This is a genomic window from Pseudoflavonifractor gallinarum, assembly GCF_014982855.1.
GTDB classification, from domain to species: Bacteria; Bacillota; Clostridia; order Oscillospirales; family Oscillospiraceae; genus Pseudoflavonifractor_A; species Pseudoflavonifractor_A gallinarum.
Map to the genome: position 1 here is coordinate 306,994 of NZ_JADCKF010000002.1, position 20,076 is coordinate 327,069.

Genomic DNA, 20,076 nt, shown 5'->3' on the forward strand with positions numbered 1-20,076 from the left:
ATCAGTTGCGTTTATGACGACTGATCCCCTGGGAGAAAGAGGTGAACATAAAATGAAGGAAGGCATCCATCCCAATTACGAACAGACTACCATTAAGTGCGCCTGCGGTAATGTGATCGAAACCGGGTCTACCAAGAAGGACATTAAGGTTGAAGTTTGCTCTAAGTGTCACCCCTTCTTCACCGGCAAGCAGAAGATGGTGGATACTGGCGGACGTGTCAGCCGCTTCAACAAGAAGTTTGGTCTGGATCAGAAGTAAGATTCCAATGAAAACCCGTACCGGTTCCGGTACGGGTTTTTCTGTACCCGCCCCCCGGAGCATCCGGGCGGAGCATCCATCCAAGGAGGGACAACCATGTTCAGGAAGATCAGACCGGAGGAGATCGATCAGAATCTCTTCTCCATGCTCAACGACCAGTGGATGCTGGTCACGGCCGGCACGCCGGAACACTGCAACACCATGACCGCCTCCTGGGGCGGACTGGGTGTGCTCTGGCGCAGAAATGTGGCCATGTGCGTTATCCGTCCCCAGCGCTACACGATGGAATTTGTGGAGCGGGAGGGATACTTTACTCTGTCCTTCTTTGGCGACAAGTACCGCCGGGAGCTGGCCCTGTGCGGGGCCAAGAGCGGCCGGGAGCTGGACAAGATCCGGGAGTGCGGCTTCACCGTGGCCGCGGCGGAGGGGGACGCCCCCTATTTTGAGGAGGCCGAGCTGGTCATCGTCTGCCGCAAGCTCTACTGGCAGGACCTGGAGCCCGGACACTTCACCGACCCGGCGGTGCTGGAGCAGTGCTATCCCGAGAAGGACTATCACCGGATGTATATCGGCGAGATCGTGGAGGTCCTGCAAAAAGCATAAGGGACGCCCACAGGAGGTACTATGACCGAACAAAACACGAAAGAGATCAACCGCGCCGTGCTGGTGGGCCTCTCCGCCCACTGCCTGAGCGCCGAGGAGAACGCCACCGAGACCACCATGGAGGAGCTGGAGGACCTGCTGGAGACGGCGGGAGGCACCTGCGTGGGCTCGGTGCTCCAGAACAAGGACACCCCCGATCCCCGCACCTTCATCGGCGAGGGCAAGGTGGCCGAGGTGCGGGAGCTGGTGGAGAACAGCGGAGCGGACATGGTCATCTTTGACAATGCCCTCTCTCCTTCCCAGCAGCGGGTGCTCTCCGAGGAGCTGAAGGTGGCGGTGATGGACCGCTCGGCCCTCATTCTGGACATCTTTGCCCAGCGGGCCCGTACCCGGGAGGGCCGCCTCCAGGTGGAGCTGGCCCAGTACCAGTACCTGCTCCCCCGGCTGACCGGCATGTGGGGACACCTGGTGCGCCAGACCGCCTCGGGCGGCAAGTCCCCCATCGGCACCCGCGGCCCCGGCGAGACCCAGCTGGAGACCGACCGCCGCCACATCCGCCGCAAGATCTCCAAGCTCAAGGAGGAGCTGGAGGAAGTGCGCCGGGTCCGGGGCGTCCAGCGGGAGCGGCGCATCAAAAATGAGGTGCCGGTGGTGGCCATCGTGGGCTACACCAACGCGGGCAAATCCACCCTGCTCAACAAGCTGACCGGGGCGGACATCCCCGCCAACAACCGCCTCTTCGATACCCTGGACACCACCACCCGCACGCTGGAGATCTCGGACACCTGCACCGTGCTCATCTCGGACACGGTCGGGTTCATCTCCAAGCTGCCCCACCACCTGGTGGAGGCATTCAAGGCCACGCTGGAGGAGCTGAGCTATGCCGATCTTCTGCTGCACGTGATCGACTCCTCCAACCCGGAGTGGCGGGACCAGGCCGCGGTGGTGGAGAAGCTCATCGTGGAGCTGGGGGCCGCCGAGACCCCCCGCATCGACGTATTCAACAAGTGCGACCGCTATACCGGGGAGATCGTGCCCCACGGGGAGGATATCGTGGCCATCTCGGCCAAGACCGGCCAGGGGCTGGACCAGCTGCTGGAGCAGATCGGTAAGCGGCTGGATACCGGTGCCTGCCGGGTGGTGCTCCACCTGCCCTATGACCAGGGTGGCCTGCTGGATATGCTCTACCGGGATGCCAAGGTGGAGCAGGTGGAGTATGGGGAGACCATCGAAGTGACGGGCATCCTCACCCCCATCCTGCTGGGGCGCATGAAGGACTATATCGTAGAGGGCTGGAAACCGCCCAAGGAATTCTGGGAGGACTGAGGAGGAGAGAGGATGCGTCTGGAAACCGAACGGCTGATCCTGCGGCCCTTTGAGGCGGGGGACGCGGAGGATCTCTTCTCCTACGCCCAGGACCCCAGGGTGGGTCCCCCCGCGGGCTGGAAGCCCCATGAGAGCCTGGAGGAGAGCCGGGAGATCATCCGCACCGTATTCTCCGAGCCCGGGGTCTTTGCCGTGGTACACCGGCAGGACGGACGGGTCATCGGCTCGGCGGGCTTCACCGGGCGGCACCGGAAGGAGGCCGGAGGGCTGGATGACGAGATCGGCTACTCCCTGGACCCGGCCTACTGGGGACGGGGACTCATCCCCGAGGCGGTGGAGGAGCTGCTGCGCTATGGGTTTGAGGACCTGGGCCTCCACACCATCTGGTGCGACCACTATGACGGCAATCAGAAGTCCAAGCGGGTCATCCGGAAGTGCGGCTTTTCCTTCCGCTTCCTCCGGATGCAGCGTCTGACCGCGTTCGGCGGGGAGCCCCGCCTGACGCTGTGCTATGCCATGACGCGCGCGGACTGGGCGAGAACAAGGGGAAAGTGAGGGGCGGCGATGACCGAGTACTATATCCCCACGGGGGATGCGGAGACCGAGTTTGTGGAGAAGCGCTCCCGCTTCATCGGCCATGTCTGGCGGGTGGAGTCCGAGGAGGAGGCCCGGGCCCGGATCGAGGCCACCAGGAAGAAATACCACGACGCCCGGCACAACTGCTGGTGCTATCTGATCCGGGAGGGCGGGATCGTCCGCTACTCCGATGACGGGGAGCCCCAGGGAACCGCGGGACAGCCCATGCTGGGGGTGTTCCAGAAGGAGGAGATCACCAACGTCTGCTGTGTGGTGACCCGCTACTTCGGCGGCATCCTGCTGGGGGCTGGGGGCCTGGTGCGGGCCTATACCCGCTCGGCCAAGGACGCCCTGGACGCGGCGGGCCGTTCCGTAGTCCGCCGCTGGGTGGATACGGCCGTGCCCTGTCCCTATGCGATGTTTGAGCGGGTCAAGCTGGAAGTGGAGGCCTGCGGCGGCGTGCTGGGAGAGACCGAATACGCCGCCGACGTCACCGTCCACGCCCTCCTGCCGGAGGGGGCGGTGGAGCCCTTCCAGGCCCGCATCACCGAGCTCACCGCCGGCACCTCCACGGCCCAGGTGGTGGGAGAGGTATTCAAGGACGTACCCATCGGCTGAGTGAGGAGGAGAGAAGATGACAGAGGAACTGTATCTGGAGACCGAGCGCCTGGTGGGCCGGGCTCCGGAGGAGTCCATGGCCGCTCTGGTCCTGGATTTCTACACCCGCAACCGGGACTTTCTGGAGCCCTATGAGCCCGAGCGCGCGCCGGAATTCTACACGCTGGAGGAGCAGAGCCGCCTGCTCCGGCAGGCCCGGATCGACCGGGAGGAGGGCCGGGGTTATTCCTTCTGGCTCTTCCGCAAAGGGGAGCCGGAGCGGGCCATCGGCTACATCGCCCTCAACAACATCGTGCGGGGTGCCTTTCAGTCCTGCTTCCTGGGCTGCAAGATGGACGGGAGCGAGATCAACAAGGGCTATATGACCGAGGCGGTCAAGGCCTGCGCCGCGTTTGCCTTCGGGACGCTGGGCCTGCACCGCATCGAGGGGAACATCATGCCCCGCAACCGCCGCTCCCTCCGGGTGGCGGAGAAATGCGGCTTCCGGGAGGAGGGCCTGGCCCGGGCCTATCTGCGCATCCACGGGGTGTGGGAGGACCACATCCACATGGTCCGTCTGGCCGACGACCCGGTGTAAGCCGGAGTGCAAAAAAATTTTTGCAAAAAGAAGGATTTTCACGCCGGAAAGCGTATATAGTAATTGGAGTGCCTTTTCAGTCGTTTCGGGAGGAGGAGCGCCATGACAGTACGGGAAGCGGTGGAACAGGCCCAGCGGGAGCAGCTGTCGCCCTGGGCCTGCCGGGCAGAGGAGAGCCGCGGCCGGGCCCGGCCGGTACCGCCCTGTCCCATGCGCACGGACTTTCAGCGGGATGTGGACCGGATCGTCCACTCCAAGGCCTTCCGGCGGCTGATGCACAAGACCCAGGTCTTTCTGGCCCCTGAGGGGGACCACTACCGTACCCGCATGACCCACACTCTGGAGGTGGCCCGGGTGGCCCGGACCATGGCCCGGGGACTGCGTCTCAACGAGGACCTGACCGAGGCGGCCGCTCTGGGGCACGATCTGGGGCACACCCCCTTCGGCCACGCCGGGGAGGCCGTCCTCAACGAGATCATGCCCGGCGGGTTTGAACACAATGTCCAGTCCCTCCGGGTGGTGGAGCGGCTGGAGCAGGGGGGCGCGGGACTCAACCTCACCTGGGAGGTGCGCAACGCCATCCGCTGCCATACCGGCGCGGAGGAGGCCGCCACCCTGGAGGGACGGCTCATCCGCCTGGCCGACCGGATCGCCTATATCAACCACGATATCGACGACGCCATCCGGGGCGGCGTGCTCTATCCGCTGGATGTGCCGCTGGAGCTGTCCCAGGTGCTGGGCTTCTCCCACGGGGAGCGGATCGACACCCTGGTCTCCGACGTGATCGAACAGAGCCGGGACAAGGGAGAGATCTGCCAGTCGGAGCCCTGCCGCCGGGCCATGGAGGAGCTGCGGGCCTTTCTCTTTGCACGGGTCTACCACAGCCCCCTGGCCAAGGGGGAGGAGCGCAAGGCCCAGGATATGCTCCGCTTTCTCTTTGAGTACTACCGGAGGGAGGCCGACCGCCTCCCCGGTGAGTTCCAGGAGATCCGGGCGCTGGAGGGGACCGAGCGGGCGGTGTGCGACTACATCGCCGGCATGACCGACAAATACGCCGTGGAGCAGTTCCGCACCCTGGCCATCCCAAGGGCCTGGGCGGTAAAATGAGGGGAGAGGGGGGGAGCGCCATGGCCATACCTGAGGCATTTATCGACGAGCTGGTGGCCCGGAACGAGATTTCCGACGTGGTCTCCTCCTACGTCCACCTGACCCGAAAGGGAAACAATCTCTGGGGCCTGTGCCCCTTTCACAACGAAAAGACCCCCTCCTTCTCCGTGGCCCCCGAAAAGCAGATCTACCACTGCTTCGGCTGCGGAAAGGGCGGCGGGGTGATCTCCTTCATCATGGAGATGGAGAACCTGCCCTTTGTGGAGGCGGTACGTTTTCTGGCCCAGCGCTCCGGCATGGAGATGCCCGAGCAGGGGGAGAATGAGGGATACCGCCGCCGGCGGGAGCGGCTCCTGGCTCTGAACAAGGATGCGGCCCGGTTTTTCCACGAAAAACTGCGGGCCCCGGAGGGGAGAGCGGGGGCGGAATATCTCTTCCAGAAGCGTGGCCTCTCCCCAGGGGTGGTCACCCGCTTTGGACTGGGCGTTGCCCCGGAAGGGTGGGACAACCTGATCCAGGCCATGATGGAGAAGGGCTATACCAAGCGGGAGCTGCTGGATGCCGGACTGGCGGTGGACAACAAAAAGGGGCGGATCTATGACCGCTTCCGCAACCGGGTGATGTTCCCCATCATCGACCTGCGGGGGGAGGTCATCGGATTCGGCGGCCGCGTGCTGGACGACTCCACGCCCAAGTACCTCAACTCCCCGGATACGGTGATCTACAACAAGAGCCGCAACCTCTTTGCTCTGAACATCGCCAAAAAATCCAAGCAGGGCCGGATCATCCTCACAGAAGGGTATATGGATACCCTCTCCCTCCACCAGGCGGGGTTTGACTGCGCGGTGGCGAGCCTGGGCACCTCCCTGACCCAGGAGCACGCCCAGCTCCTCTCCCGGTATACCAAGGAGGCGGTCATCGCCTACGACGGGGACGGCGCGGGGATGAAGGCTGCCCAGCGGGCCATCCCCATTCTGGAAAAGACGGGCATCCAGGTCAAGGTCCTCCAGATGCGGGGGGCCAAGGACCCGGATGAGTTTATCAAGAAATACGGCCGGGAGGCCTTTGCCAAGCTGCTGGATCAGAGCGAGAACCACATTGAGTACCGCCTGCGCCAGATCCAGGTGAAATACGACCTGAGCGACGACGCCCAGAAGGTGGAATTTCTCCGGGAGAGCGCCGCCATGCTCTCCACCCTCCCCAGCCCGGTGGAGCGGGAGATCTACGGCGGCCGGGCCGCCCAGGCGGCGGGGATCTCCCCCCAGGCCATGGCGCAGGAGATCCAGCGGGAGTATCAGCGCCGGCTCCGGCAGGCCAAGAAGCAGCAGGAGCGGCGGGACCTGACCCCGGCGGCCCAGCTTCAGCCCCGGGAGTACGGCATCCGCTATCCCAACATGCGCTCGGGACGGGCGGAGGAGGGGGTTTTGCGGCTGATGCTGCTGGAGCCCGCCCTCTTCCGGGAGAGCGAATCCCTGACGCCGGAGCAGTTTTCCGTCCCGGTGCTGGGGCGGGTATACGCCCTACTGCGCCAGCGCTTTCAGGAGGGACGCAGCACCCAGCTGGCCGCCCTGGCCGGCGAGCTGACCAGCGAGGAGATGAGCTTCCTGGCCGGGGTGCTGGAAAAGCCGGAGTCTCTGGCCCACAGCCAGCAGGCTCTGCGGGATTACATAGCCATCATTCAGACCGAGGCCCTCAAGCGGGCGGGGGAGAGCGCAGTGGACCCCCTCCTGGCGGCCGCGGAAAAATTTAGAGAAAAAAAAGCCTACGGAGGATGAGCACATGAGTGAAAAGAAAGTAAACGCGGCCAAGGGTGCCAAGGGCCCCAGCGAGGCCCAGATCGAAGCCGGACGCCTGGAGATCATGAAGGTCGTGGAGGGTGTGCCCGGCGCGGAGAAGCTCAGCGAGCTCATCGAGCGGGGCAAGAAGAAGGGCAAGCTCTCGGCCAGCGAGCTGATGGACGTGCTGGAGAACATGAATCTGGAGAGCGACCAGATGGACAAGATCTACGATACCCTGGAAAACCTGGGTATCGACACCGCCGGTGAGGACTATCTCCCCGACCTGGGCGATGACATCGTCCCCTCCATCGACGATCTGGAGGACATCCCCGAGGAGGAGATCGTAGACCCCAACACGCTGGTGGACGCCTTCAACATCGACGACCCCGTGCGCATGTACCTCAAGGAGATCGGCAAGGTCAACCTCCTCTCCCCCGACGAGGAGATCCAGCTGGCCCAGGACATGGGCGCCGGTGACGCCGCTGAGGAGCAGTGGGCCGAGATCGAGAAGGCCCGCAAGAACGGGGAGGACTATCCCCTCACCGCCGAGGAGGAGGCCGCCATCAAGAAGGCCATCCGCCGGGGCAAGGCGGCCAAGCAGCGTCTGGCCGAGGCCAACCTCCGTCTGGTGGTCTCCATCGCCAAGCGCTATGTGGGCCGCGGCATGCTCTTCCTGGACCTGATCCAGGAGGGCAACCTGGGCCTCATCAAGGCCGTGGAGAAGTTTGACTACACCAAGGGCTACAAGTTCTCCACCTACGCCACCTGGTGGATCCGGCAGGCCATCACCCGCGCCATCGCCGACCAGGCCCGTACCATCCGCATCCCCGTCCACATGGTGGAAACCATCAACAAGGTCATCCGCGTCTCCCGTCAGCTCCTCCAGGAGCTGGGCCACGATCCCAGCCCCGAGGAGATCGCCGCCGAGATGTCCATGCCGGTGGACAAGGTGCGGGAGATCCTGAAGATCGCCCAGGAGCCGGTCTCTCTGGAGACCCCCATCGGCGAGGAGGAGGATTCCCACCTGGGCGACTTCATCCCCGACGAGGACGCTTCCGAGCCCTCCGAGGCCGCCAGCTTCACCCTGCTCAAGGAGCAGCTGGTGGACGTGCTCTCCACCCTGACCCCCAGGGAGGAGAAGGTCCTCAAGCTCCGCTTCGGCATCGAGGACGGCCGCACCCGCACCCTGGAGGAAGTGGGCAAGGAGTTCAACGTCACCCGTGAGCGTATCCGCCAGATCGAGGCCAAGGCCCTGCGGAAGCTCCGCCACCCCAGCCGCTCCAAGAAGCTCAAGGACTTTTTGAACTGATATCATAAGAGAAAATCGATCTGGGTGTATTTGGAAGCCTCAGTTCGATGTATGACATGTGCCCCTCAGGACACGGCGATCAGCCGTTGGTCCTGAGGGGCATTTTTTGTGCGTTGCATTCGGCAAAATCACGAAAGAAGCGCGCCGCTTTATGGCCTTGCCTGGGAAGGCATGGACTGTGCGGGAGACCCGGAAGAATGTATGAAAATTTACAAAATAATTGTACAATCTTTATTTTGCTCTGAAATAGCCCGGATGTGATTTTAAATGGGAAGAAGAAAAATGTACAGATAAAATGGATATTTTCCCTTGGGGTGGTCTGCCTGCAGAAGGGAAGAAAGCGGAGACTCTGCTTTACGAGAACTTATCGGAAGGCGGATATCAGACTTTACAGAGAATATTTATACTTATCCTATGGATCCCCTGAAGAAAGGTTCGCACGTATGGAAAACCGTATTTGGGGTAAGGACAGCCGCTGGGTTGACACAGGGGCGCCCTTGTACATTTGAGAGCGAAGAGAGGTAATTTGCTATGCACATGAGACGATGGATGGCGACCGCGCTGAGCGGGGCGCTGATGCTCTCCATCCTTCCCACCGCCATGGCAGCCGCGCCGGAAGGCGTACAGGCCATGACGCAGGAGCGGGTGGATCAGGCCAATGAGGCCTATAACGATGTCCCGGCGGCGCTGGAATTCATCAGTATGTCGGATACCCATGTCTCCAGCTATGAGAAGTGGAAGAACGTCTTCACCAATATCAAAGACTGGGCTGTGGACAATGGGTTTGAAACCGATGCGGTACTGGTGGACGGCGACGTGGAGGCCAATGAGCGCCTGGAATATCCAGACAGCAGCCGCGACTTCTACAACGCGGTCATCCAGCTGATGGATGAGACCTTCGGCAAGGAGATGCCCATTCTCTATGCCGTAGGCAACCATGACCGCCCCGGCGACTACATGATACCCATGTTCAGCGAGGCGAAGGCGGACGGCCGTCCCAACTGGTATTTTGAGCAGGCGGACGGCGGCGATTACAGCAACTACCATGTGGAGATCAACGGCTACGACTTTATCTCCCTGGATTACCGCAATTACCAATCCTTCCTCTCTCAGGCGCTGGAGGAGATCTCTTCGGCCGAGGACTACGATATGGGTAAGCCCATCTTCGTACAGGTTCACAGCGGCCTCAACGGAACCACCTGGGGCGGCTATCAGGATATTGTGGGTACCGCGATCCAGAACGCATTGGCGGACTATCCGCAGGCCATCGTGTTTACCGCCCACTCCCACTACAGCAATGAGGCGGAGAACGGGATCTACCAGGATGACTTCACAGTGGTGAACAACGGCTCCATGGACTATGTGGAACTGCCCTCCAGTCTGGAGCCGGTCCTCCCGCCCGCCCAGGGAAAGTACGAGGGAGATCAGCTGGTGGAGTATGAGCGCACCTGTAATTTCGTCTCGGTCCTGGAGGACGGCACCACGGTCATCCGCCGCTTTGATGCGACCAATGAGCGCTGGATGGGAATGCCCTGGGTCATCGAGACGCAGGAGGGGACCGACGGTTTCCGCTACACCAGCGACCAGCGCAGCAAGGTCGCGCCCTGGTTTGAGGAGGATGCCCAGATCTCCATGTCCGAGGTCAGTGAGACCGGCGCCACGCTCACCTTTACCCAGGCGGTGGACGACGAGCTCACCGAGCACTATGAGATCTCGGTCAAGGAACTGCTGGGCAACAAGGACGCCACTTACTCTGTGGCTCCTACCCTCTTCGGCGGCAATGAGCCCAAGTCCTATACCGGGTCCTTTACCGTCTACTCCCGGTTCTACCTGCGGCCCTATCCCACCGAGATGACCCTGCTCTTCTCGGAGCTGAAGCCGGGCACGCTCTACCAGATCCAGGTCACTGCCGTGGATAACTTCGGCAATCAATCTACGCCTCAGAGCATCACCTTCCAGACTGCGGGAGAGGGTGCGGACCTGCCGGAAGGGGACTATCCCGCCCTGCTGGCCGAGGCGGTGGAAAAGGCCCAGGCTCTGCTGGAAAAGGCGGAGGCCGGCACAGATGGGGTCTATCAAATCACATATCCCGCCGCCACGATCCAGGCCCTGAAAGAGAAGCTGAGTGAGGTCGCTGCCGGTCAGGATGCGGCAGAAGATCTCCAGCGCTACATCTGGATCAGTGAACTGGAGTCCCTCATGGAGCAGGCTGAGGCAGGGAAGGAAGTCTCCCTGGACCCGCCCACCGTCCTGCCCGAAGGCATTTGGGATGGCCTGCAGATGGACCTGCAGTTTGAGCATGACCTGACGGATGGAGCCGACAGCACCGCTGCGGTGACCACTGACGACACCATTAGCTACGAGTCCGGCGTCAACAACGGCACTGCTGTCCGCCTGGAGAGCGGAGAGCGCATTGATCTGGGCGCCCGGGAGACCCTGGATCAACTGGGCAAGGACCAGGACATGACCATCAGCTTCTGGTATAAGCCCTATACCGCTAGGGCCGATCAGACCATCATGGGCAACAAGAGCTGGAGCAGCGCCACCAATGCCGGTGTGATTTTCGCCTATGATTACAACGACGGCACCCCCGACCATATCAGCGGCTCCATCGGGCCGGGCAACGGAAACTATGATCAGACCGCCTACATCCGTTTCCGTGATTTTGACAAGAACGAGTGGTCCATGATTACGCTGAAAGTGGACCGCCAGGCCAAGACCTATACCACCTATGTCAACGGCATCCCCTACGCCAGCGGAAGCCTGCACGAAAATGCCACGCTGACCTCCGGCTCCCCCTTCTACATCGGCGGAACCGATCTGGATTTCGGGATGGATAACCTGCGCATCTGGAATCGCGCCCTGAGCGACGCGGAGATCGCCGCAGTCTATGGTACGGATCTCAAGGGGGAAAGCCAGCCCGAGGAGAATCAGATTTCCGTCTCGGTCTCCGGCCCTGCGCAGGCCGGTCAGAACGCCCGCGTTCCCTATGTGTTCTCCGCGGAGGGGAGCGATGAGGGCCTCAAGACCATCCATCTGACCTTCCAGGTACAGGGAGAGGGCCTCTTTGCCGATGCCGCCTCTCTGGTGGCGGCCGATCCCTTTACGCTGCTGACCTACAAAAAGACTGCACAGGAAGACGGCTCCCTGCGCTATGATGCGGTGCTGAGCTATGGCCTTTCCGATGTACAGGCTCTGGCGGAGCAGAAGGACATGATGACCCTGTATATCCGTACCCTGGAGTCTGAGGGCAACCTCACGGTCACGTTGAACGAGGTCAAATGCAACGACGGTGTTCAGGGACAGGTGAACGCGCAGGCTGCCGCGGTCACGACGGCGGTGAGCAATCGCTATGATGTGAACGGAGACGGTACGCTGGACATCAACGACATCGCCGCGGCTCAGGACTTCTATCAGGTCAGAGAGGGCGATTCCGGATGGGATGAGGCCCAGAAGGCCGACGTAAACCAGGACGGCAGAGTCGACCTGCAGGATCTGGTGGAGATCGCCGGGGCCTACCTGGATGGGATGACGGTAACGGCATGATCTAAGCACGGATTTCTTTCCACAAAACTGACGTGCGGCCCGGGCGGTACTTCCGTCCGGGCCGCACATTATGGAGCACTCCTCCACAGTCCGCAGGGGCTTTTTTGTTTCGGAAAAAAGCAGCTCTCCCGGTTTGCGCCAGACGCGCCGGGAGAGCTGCTTTCTTATCCCTCCCGCGGGTCCGGATCGCCGTCCAGGGAGGAGAAATAGGTGTAGAAGGGGAGCAGGAAGTCATATCCCTCCAGCAGAGTGTCCACCAGGTCGTGGGAGTAGAGAAGGTCGTCCAGCTTGTGATCGCACTCCAGCGCCAAACTCTTCTTGTTGTACCAGGGGGCGAGGAGGGGGGAGGGAGGGGCCCCCTTGGGACGCTTGTAGTCCACGCCGGTGAGCTGAAAGACCGCCTGCCGGTCCAGGCTGCGGACCAGGCGCTCAAAGGGCGCGGGGTCCCGGTCCAGCCGGGCGCGGAACTTGGCCATGGTCAGCGGAGTGGCCGAGTAATACCCCAGACCGTAGGACCAGCCCTCCGGCTCCAGCTCAAACCAGAAGACCGGGCGGGTGGAGAAGGCGTCCTCGGTGGGACGCTCCATGGACCACCAGAGATGATCCTTATAGGGGCCTCTGCCGTGCAGGCGCCGGGCGTCCCGGTAGATACGGGAGACCTTGCAGCACAGGCCCGGGACCTGGTGCCGGTCCTGGAAGGCGTCATAGACCTCCTGGGCCAGGGCTTTCATGGGCTGGTAGAAGTGGGTCAGATACTCCTCTTTGTGGGCCTGAAACCAGGGGCGCTCATTGTTGAACCGGATGCCCCACATAAAGTCGATGGTGGCATCGGAAAAGCCTTGAAACATAGGGGAATCCCTCCTTGAAGTGATAAACAGGAGCGCGGGTCAGAGATGACCCGCGCTCCATGTGACGAAAAAACTCAGGTTCCGGTCTGGGCCTCCGGGGGAAGGACCGGCACATTGGGATCGGTGGATGCAGTGGGTGCCGGTGTACTGCTGGGGGGTGCGGAGGTGGCGGGCGCCGGAGTCGGTGTCGACGTGGGCGCCGCAGTGGGAGCGGGGGTACTGGAGGGCGCCGGTGTGGGCGCCGGTGTCGCGGTGGGGGACGGCGTGGGCGCCGGTGTGGGCGTGACAGGCACCTCGGTCATCAGACCGGTGGAGGTGTCGATGCCCAGACGGGCCGCGTCAGCGGGGTTATAGAAGTAGACCGCGTTGCGCACATCAAAGCGGTCGTTGTGGATGACCGTGTCGCTGATGACCTTGCCGTTGGCATCCCGCAGGCGCTGATGGACCTCCACTACCTTGCCGGTGTAGGCGGTGCGGGTGGGGTCCTTCTGGGGCTTGGAGCCCTGGGGCACCGAGCTGTTGGGCTCGTAGACGGTCTTGGGGGCGGTGGTGCTCACCACCACCGAGTAGGGATCGCCGTAGATGCCGGTGGTGTTGGTGCCGTAGATGGTGACGTTGCAGTACCGGGTGCCGCCGCTCTTGGTGAGAGAGGCCACGATCTTGATGGGGTAGTCGGTGTTGTTCTTGAACCGGAAGTCCAGGCTGTTGCTGTAGACCGTGGCATCCAGGCCGGAGGGGAGATACCCCACGTCGTACTTGTGCTTGTGGCGCTCCACGGTCTCCAGATTGGCCTTGAGGGTCGTATAATAGAGGGTGGAGGAGAGCTGGCACACGCCGCCGGCCCAGGTGTCCTGGGTGGTGCCGCTCACATAGGCGCCGGCCTTCTGATAGCCGCCGGCCTGGGAGTAGGGACCCACCGTGGCGTTGTAGGAGAAGGTCTCGCCGGGGAGAAGAATGGTGCCGTTGACCCGCTGGCAGGCCAGATCCACATTGTGCCAGCGGGAGGAGCCGCCGGCGGTCTTGGTGGAGGACTTGCCCAGGACATCCTTGAAGAGATTAGCATTGAGCTTAGCGGTGGTGATGTTGGGCTCCTCCTTCTCCAGAGGCACGGAGCAGACCTCGCCCTCCGCAGTGTCGGCCAGGGCGGTACGGGCGGCGTCCGTGTCAAACCGGATGCCGGTGACCGAGGGGACGATCTCCTTGGTGTTCTTGTCCAGGTAGGCGTCGGCAGGCTCGGTGTAGACCTCCTGATAGATGGCCTCAAAGTCGGGCTCGGGGGGCTCTTCCGTCATCACGGGGACCTCAATGGGTACAGGGGCGGAGGTGCCGCCCTCGGACAGCAGGGTCTGGAACTCCCGCAGGAGCTGCTCCTCCAGGGCGTCCACGTCGATGGCCTGCCCGGTGGTGCCCTTGGTAAAGTCCAGCGTGTCGGCCGTTACGGTCCAGCTGGTCTCCACCATGGGGTTGGAGATATGCTCCTCCGCCTGAGTGATGGAGGCGGGGGTCTGGGAGAAGGAGAGCTGGACCTCCGTCTCGCTGGACTGCCCTGCCAGGGCGGAGAGGAAGCGGAAGCCGCCGGCCGCCGCGCCGCCCTTTTGGTTGTTGTTCCAGGCCGCCTCTACCGCGCCGGAGATATCGGCGCTCAGGGCATCCCCGGAGACAGTAAAGGTGCTGCCGTTGCAGGTGAAGTCAGCGGAGAGGGACGAGAGCCGGGTGGGAAGCTCCGCCTCCAGCTTGGCCTGGGCCTCTTCCCGGGTCAGACTGCCCACCTGGACGCCGCTGATGCGGGTGTTGGGCAGCAGCTTCCCGCTGGTGGCGGCATAGGCACACATGCCGGCGTAGCCGGCACAGAGCAGCAAAAGGAAAATGAGTACACCGACCAGGACCTTGGGTGGTCGGCCGGATTTTCTGCGTCTGCCGCCCTCCGGGTCGGGCATGACGCGTTTGCCTTTCGAGTGTTCCATGGATATCAACTCCCAATATTGAGGTAACGAACTGGATACGCTCTCCATTATAGGTGTCCCTGCCCCAAAATGCAATTACAGAACGGTTACAGGGCTTATTCCTGCCGGTTTGCGCTCCATCTAAGCGTGTTGTATGAGTTTGAAGTACTTTTTAGACGTGCCAAAAGGGATTCGGTTCCCTGTGTGGGGCGGGTTTAAAAAAATTTAAATATATTTTTCATCGATTCTTTCAGAGTTCTGTGCTACAATCAGAGATAATAAGAGTGGAAAAACCATTGCCGAACAGGAGGGCCCGGATATGGCGGGTTATGGGAAGAAAGATACAAATAACAGTGAGATCGGATCCTGGATCCTGATCGTGCTTATGCTGGCGCTGTTTTGGCCGGTGGGTCTGTTTCTGCTGTTCCGGAAATTGACCGAGAACAACCGCCCGGCGAGCCATGGGCGTTCGGCCCCCACCGGACGGACCTATGTGCAGCCCGGTACCCAGGGCGTGCACCAGGAGGAGCGGCCGGTGGTACGCCGGCGGACGGAGGTGCGCCAGCCCGGCACCCAGGGGGTATCCACCGGAATGGGGGCAGCGCGGAAGGTCCGGCGCCGGGTCCCGGCAGAGCAGGAACACCTGCGCCTGAACCGGGGGAAGAGCATGATGATCGTCGGCGGCGTGATCGCGGGCGTCTTCGGTCTGGGCACTGCCAGCGCCATTTTGGAGATGGTGGAGAGCCTGTTCTGGGGCGGCAATCCCATCTGGTACCTGGAGGACGTATTCTTCCCCCTGGGCTTCTGCTGCGCCGGCTTCGTGGTGCTGGCCGTGGGGATGAGCAGGAACAAAAAGGCCCGCCGGTTCCGCAAGTATCTGGCGCTGATCGGGCATCAGACCTCGATTTGGGTGGAGACATTGGCGCAGGCCATGCCGGTGTCGGTGCATACGGCCTGCGATGATCTGCAGGAGATGCTGGATGAGGGCCTCTTGCCCACCGGCTATCTGGACATGAGCACCGGACGCCTCATCCTCAGCGACGAGGGAATTCAGGAGGAGAAGCCTGAGCCGAAGCCCGAACCCGCCCAGGGAGAGGACGACCGGACGCTGGCCCAGATCCGCGCGGTGAACGACGCCATTGAGGACGCCGCCATGAGCGAGAAGATCGACCGCATCGAGGAGATCACCCGCAAGATCTTTGAGTATCAGAAGAAGAACCCGGAAAAGGGCGGCCAGCTGCGCAGCTTCCTGAATTACTACCTTCCCACCACGCTGAAGATCCTCAACTCCTATGCCCAGCTGGAGGAGCAGGGCGTGGAGGGCGAGAACATCAGCGCCGCCAAGGTCCGCATCGAGGGGATGATGGATAAGGTGGTGGAGGGCTTTGAAAAGCAGCTGGATAAGCTCTTTGAGAACACGGCCATGGACATCACCACCGATGTGAAGGTGCTGGAGCAGATGCTGGAAAAGGACGGTCTCTCCCAGAAGGGGAGCGGCCTGACCCTGGGCGGCTGATCTCCCAAGGGGGCCGCAGGGTGTCCGAAAAGAGAGGCGGCGCATAGGATACTCCGGGAGGAGAGACCATGCAGCTGACCGAACACATTTTAACACGAAACGACTGCTATAAGGCGGGGCGCACCATCGTACCCAAGGGCATTATGGTCCATTCCACAGGGACGCCGCAGCCGGACGTGAATGTCTGGCTGCGGCTGTGGGACCAGCCGGGGGTGGATAAATGCGCCCACGCCTTTGTTCATGCCGACGGCGTGACCGAGACCCTGCCCTGGAACTGGCGGGGCTGGCACGCCGGGACGCCGCCCAACGGCGGCACGTCGGCCAACAACACCCACATCAGCTTTGAGATCCTGGAGCCCGCCGGGCACACCTACCAGGGAGGGACCATGGTGGGCTATGACGCGGAGAAGAACGCGGACTATTTCCGGCGGGTCTACGCCAACGCCGTGGAGCTGTGCGCCATGCTCTGCCGCAAATACGGCCTGGACCCCCTGCGGGACATCGTGGACCACCGGGAGGGCTACCAGGAGGATATGGCCAGCAACCACGCCGACGTGTCCCACTGGTTTCCCAGGCACGGCAAGAGCATGGATACCCTGCGGGCCGATGTGAAGGCCCTTCTGGAAGGAGAGGACGAGTTGACACAGGAGCAGTTTGACGCCATGTTTCAGACCGCCATGGCGGCCTACCGCAAGGAGCAGGCGGCTAAGCCGGTCAGTTCCTGGGCGGAGACGGACTGGGAGGCGGCGGTGCAGGCGGGGCTCTTTGACGGGACCCAGCCCTGCGCCCCCCTGACCCGGGAGCAGGCCGCCGTCGTATTCCAGCGCATGCAGAAATAACAGTGCGGGCATACCCGGGAAGAGGGGACTTTCCGGGTATGCCCGCTTTTTGACTGGATTACTGGTGTTTGACCAGAGCCTCTCCGGCGGTGTAGATGTCGCCGGCGCCCACGGTCAGGATGAGATCCCCCGGACGGGCGATCTCCCGCAGGAGAGCCGTGACCTCCTCCAGGGTGGCGCAGTAGCGGCTGCCCGGGATCTGCTCGGCCAGGTCCCGGGAGGAGATGCCCAGGGTGTCGGTCTCCCGGGCGGCGTAGATCTCGGCCAGGATGGCCAGATCAGGCTCCCGGAGCACCTGGACAAAGTCGGAGAAGAGGGCCTTGGTCCGGGTGTAGGTGTGGGGCTGGAAGGCGCAGATGATGCGCTCATAGCCCATGCCCTTCACGGCGGAGAAGAGAGCCTGGAGCTCTCCGGGATGGTGGGCATAGTCGTCGTAGACCTCCGCCCCGTGGAAGCTGCCCTTGTGCTCAAAGCGGCGGCCCGCGCCGTGGAAGGCGGCCAGGCCCTCCTCCACCGCGGCGGGGGGGAAGTGCAGGGCGATGGCCGAAGCGGCGGCGGCCAGGGCGTTTTTCGCATTGTGTACGCCGGGGACCTGGAGCTCCACATGGGCGAATTTCTCCCCGCGGCAGATCACGTCAAAGGCGGGCAGGCCGTTGACCCAGGTCAGACCGGCGGCGTGGACGTCGCCCTCCTCCAGACCGAAGGTGAGGATGGGACGCGCCTCCCCCTCCAGGGCGTGCATGGTGTTGGCATCGTCCCGGTTGGCGATGATGAGACCGCCCTCGGGCACCCGGTCGGCAAAGGCGCGGAAGGAGTGCTCCACGTCCTCCAGATCCTTGAAGAAGTCCAGGTGGTCGGCCTCGATGTTGAGGATCACCGCCACGGTGGGGAAGAAGGAGAGGAAGGAGTTGCAGTACTCGCAGCTCTCCAGAATGATGGTGTCCCCCTTGCCCACCCGGTGGCCCGCGCCCAGCAGGGGAAGGGTACCGCCGATCATGACGGTGGGGTCGGCGGCGGCGGCCATGGCGATGTGGGTGCACATGGAGGTAGTGGTGGTCTTGCCGTGGGTGCCCGCGATGCACAGGGCGTTGCGGTAGCCCCGCATGATGGAGCCCCAGGCCTGGGCCCGTTCAAAGACCGGGATGCCCAGACGGTGGGCCTCGGCGATCTCGGGGTTGGAGTCGTGGGCGGCGGCGGTGCGGATGATGAGATCGGCGCCGGCGACATTTTCGGCCCGGTGGCCGATGTCCACCCGGATGCCCAGGGAGCGCAGATGCTCCGTGGTGGCGCTCTCCCGCATATCGGAACCGGTGATGGTCATACCGGCCCCGTGGAGGACCTCCGCCAGAGGGGACATGGAAACGCCGCCGATGCCGACCAGATGGGCCCGCCGGCCGGGACGCAGATAATCATGGATGTCAGTTGCAGCCATGGGTTTACACACCCTTTCCAGAAGTTTATAATGACGATATGGTATCGTATTGCGCCCTGGGCGCAGAGGGAAAACAGATTTGGAACATATTATTATATACCGCAGTATAGTCCCCTTACAAGAGAAAAATACGGGAAATGGGGTGGTATGGTGAAAGAGCTGTACATACCGGACGGCGTGCGGAGGTGCCGGGACCGCCTGTGGGAGGCGGGGTGGCCCACCTATCCGGTGGGCGGATGTGTCCGGGATCTGCTCCTGGGACGGACGCCGGGCGATTTTGACCTGACCACGGCGGCACGGCCCGAGACCGTGATGGCCCTCTTTCCCCGCACCGTCCCCACGGGCATGCGCCACGGGACGGTCACCGTGCTCACCGGGGACGGGCCGGTGGAGATCACCACCTTCCGGCGGGAGAGCGGCTATACCGACGGGCGCCACCCGGGCGAGGTGCGCTTTGACGCCACGCTGGAGGAGGATCTGGCCCGGCGGGATTTTACCATCAATGCCATGGCTCTGGCCCCGGACGGAGGGGTGATCGACCCCTTCGGCGGACGGCAGGATCTGGAGCGGGAGCTCATCCGGTGCGTGGGAGAGCCGGAGAAGCGCTTTACCGAGGACGCCCTGCGGATGTTCCGGGGGGTGCGCTTTGCGGCCCAGCTGGGGTTTGAGCTCCAGACCGACACGGCGCGGGGCATCTGGCGGTGTGCGGCGCTGGCCGAAGTGCTCTCCCATGAGCGGGTGCGGGGAGAGCTGGAGAAAATCTTGTGCTCTCCCCGGCCGGGATGGGCCCGGATGCTCTTTGACACCGGGCTGATGCGGCGGTACGGGTGCATCCCCCGGGGGGCCTTCGTCACCCTGAGCCGTCTGCCCCGGACGCCGGAGGCCCGCTGGGCGGGCTTCTGCGCCGTGGTGGGAGAGGAGGGGCCCTCCCTGTTGGAGACGCTGCGCCTGGAGAGAAAGACCATCCGGGCCTGTGCCGACGGATTCCGGCTGTGGAAGGCGGGACTGCCCCAGACCGACGAGGCATGGCGGCGCGCCCTGTGGGAGTATGGCGTCGACGGAGCCCGGGCCGGAGCCTGGATGGGCGACTGGGAGGGGCGTGAGAGCTCCCCTGCGCTGGAGCAGGTGCTCCGCCGGGGGGATTGCTGGAGCGTGAAGGAACTGGCCCTGTCCGGGCAGGACCTGGCGGCCCTGGGCTACCGGGGGAAGGACATCGGCGCGGCCCAGCGGCAGCTGCTGGACCACGTACTGGAAGACCCCTCTGCCAATACGCCGGAGCGGCTGCGGGCCTATCTGAGCGAGACATCCGAGACAATCGAGGAGGATACGACATGCTGACCTTGCATACCGAGGGGGAGGGGATCGCCCTGACCCTGACGGCCCAGAGCATGGGCCGGGACTGGAACGTGACCATCACCGGAGGGGAGGTTCCCCATCTGGGCGCGGCGGCGCTGGGCGCGCCCTACCGCCATCCGGACGGGAGCATCGGCTCCAGCGCGTCGGTGCTGGTCCTGCCCAGCCATAAGGAGGACGGCGTGGTGAAAAAGGCCGCCGAGCGGCTGGCCAAGCGGCTGGACTGCGCGGTCCTGGTGAGCGGCGGCATCCATGTGGACGGCATCACGCCGGAACAGATCGGCGCGGTAGTCGCCCTGGTCGGAGCGGCTGTGGATCGGCTGGCAGAGCAGATGGAGCAGGAAGCGAACAGAGCGTAAAAAGGTGCCGCCCGGAGGTTCGGGCGGCACCTTTTTGGGCGGAGAGAGACGAAATGACGCAAAAAATTTACAGATTTGTACTTGATA

General features: G+C 63.1%; 17 protein-coding genes. 14 read left to right on the forward strand and 3 right to left on the reverse strand.

Going from position 1 to position 20,076, the window contains the following annotated elements:
• The first annotated feature begins 52 nt into the window (after window positions 1–52).
• The 10 genes from rpmE to INF37_RS03495 all read left to right on the forward strand — a co-directional run bounded on the left by rpmE (window position 53) and on the right by INF37_RS03495 (window position 11,699).
• A complete protein-coding gene (gene rpmE, locus INF37_RS03450) occupies window positions 53–259 on the forward strand; it encodes a 50S ribosomal protein L31 (RefSeq protein WP_101693566.1) in 207 nt (68 codons plus the stop codon).
• A 96-nt stretch (window positions 260–355) separates the two neighbouring features.
• On the forward strand, window positions 356–862 hold the full coding sequence (locus tag INF37_RS03455; RefSeq protein WP_193536419.1) for a flavin reductase family protein: 507 nt from the start codon (window positions 356–358) through the stop codon (window positions 860–862).
• A gap of 21 nt (window positions 863–883) precedes the next feature.
• Complete coding sequence (hflX, locus tag INF37_RS03460) at window positions 884–2,188, forward strand: GTPase HflX (RefSeq protein WP_186962827.1); 1,305 nt, start codon at window positions 884–886, stop codon at window positions 2,186–2,188.
• Between the two features lie 12 nt (window positions 2,189–2,200).
• Window positions 2,201–2,743, forward strand: a complete 543-nt coding sequence (locus INF37_RS03465; RefSeq protein WP_193536421.1) for a GNAT family N-acetyltransferase — start codon at window positions 2,201–2,203, stop codon at window positions 2,741–2,743.
• A 9-nt stretch (window positions 2,744–2,752) separates the two neighbouring features.
• Window positions 2,753–3,382, forward strand: coding sequence for an IMPACT family protein (locus tag INF37_RS03470; RefSeq protein WP_101693562.1), 630 nt, complete (start codon window positions 2,753–2,755; stop codon window positions 3,380–3,382).
• A 16-nt stretch (window positions 3,383–3,398) separates the two neighbouring features.
• A complete protein-coding gene (locus INF37_RS03475; RefSeq protein WP_193536423.1) occupies window positions 3,399–3,959 on the forward strand; it encodes a GNAT family N-acetyltransferase in 561 nt (186 codons plus the stop codon).
• Window positions 3,960–4,061: 102 nt separating this feature from the next.
• On the forward strand, window positions 4,062–5,066 hold the full coding sequence (locus INF37_RS03480) for a deoxyguanosinetriphosphate triphosphohydrolase (RefSeq protein ID WP_101693560.1): 1,005 nt from the start codon (window positions 4,062–4,064) through the stop codon (window positions 5,064–5,066).
• 20 nt (window positions 5,067–5,086) lie between these two features.
• Window positions 5,087–6,841 carry a DNA primase gene (gene dnaG / locus INF37_RS03485; RefSeq protein WP_101693559.1) on the forward strand — a complete coding sequence of 585 codons (1,755 nt, stop codon included), beginning with the start codon at window positions 5,087–5,089 and terminating at the stop codon, window positions 6,839–6,841.
• A 4-nt stretch (window positions 6,842–6,845) separates the two neighbouring features.
• A complete protein-coding gene (rpoD, locus tag INF37_RS03490; RefSeq protein ID WP_186962825.1) occupies window positions 6,846–8,153 on the forward strand; it encodes an RNA polymerase sigma factor RpoD in 1,308 nt (435 codons plus the stop codon).
• Between the two features lie 531 nt (window positions 8,154–8,684).
• On the forward strand, window positions 8,685–11,699 hold the full coding sequence (locus INF37_RS03495) for a LamG-like jellyroll fold domain-containing protein (RefSeq protein ID WP_193536425.1): 3,015 nt from the start codon (window positions 8,685–8,687) through the stop codon (window positions 11,697–11,699).
• Window positions 11,700–11,863: 164 nt separating this feature from the next.
• Here INF37_RS03495 and INF37_RS03500 read toward each other — a convergent pair whose 3' ends face one another.
• Complete coding sequence (locus tag INF37_RS03500) at window positions 11,864–12,547, reverse strand: DUF2461 domain-containing protein (RefSeq protein WP_193536427.1); 684 nt, start codon at window positions 12,545–12,547, stop codon at window positions 11,864–11,866.
• Between the two features lie 74 nt (window positions 12,548–12,621).
• A complete protein-coding gene (locus INF37_RS03505) occupies window positions 12,622–14,511 on the reverse strand; it encodes a VanW family protein (protein WP_193536429.1) in 1,890 nt (629 codons plus the stop codon).
• 298 nt (window positions 14,512–14,809) lie between these two features.
• Between INF37_RS03505 and INF37_RS03510 the strand changes: the two genes are divergently transcribed.
• The gene (locus tag INF37_RS03510) at window positions 14,810–16,006 is read left to right on the forward strand and encodes a 5-bromo-4-chloroindolyl phosphate hydrolysis family protein (protein ID WP_193536431.1); all 1,197 of its coding nucleotides are present in this window, start codon (window positions 14,810–14,812) and stop codon (window positions 16,004–16,006) included.
• A gap of 68 nt (window positions 16,007–16,074) precedes the next feature.
• The gene (locus INF37_RS03515) at window positions 16,075–16,845 is read left to right on the forward strand and encodes a peptidoglycan recognition protein family protein (protein WP_186962822.1); all 771 of its coding nucleotides are present in this window, start codon (window positions 16,075–16,077) and stop codon (window positions 16,843–16,845) included.
• A gap of 58 nt (window positions 16,846–16,903) precedes the next feature.
• On the opposite strand, the gene murC is transcribed toward INF37_RS03515, so the two are convergent.
• Window positions 16,904–18,277: a UDP-N-acetylmuramate--L-alanine ligase gene (gene murC, locus INF37_RS03520; protein WP_193536432.1), complete on the reverse strand. Its 1,374-nt coding sequence runs from the start codon at window positions 18,275–18,277 to the stop codon at window positions 16,904–16,906.
• 147 nt (window positions 18,278–18,424) lie between these two features.
• Here murC and INF37_RS03525 point away from each other — a divergent pair, with 147 nt between their 5' ends.
• Both INF37_RS03525 and lpdD read left to right on the forward strand, forming a co-directional pair.
• Entirely contained in the window at window positions 18,425–19,615 is a 1,191-nt protein-coding gene (locus INF37_RS03525) for a CCA tRNA nucleotidyltransferase (RefSeq protein WP_193536434.1), read from the forward strand.
• Window positions 19,609–19,989, forward strand: a complete 381-nt coding sequence (lpdD, locus tag INF37_RS03530; protein WP_193536436.1) for a prenylated flavin chaperone LpdD — start codon at window positions 19,609–19,611, stop codon at window positions 19,987–19,989. The genes INF37_RS03525 and lpdD overlap by 7 nt, the downstream gene beginning before the upstream one ends.
• Window positions 19,990–20,076: the final 87 nt, after the last annotated feature.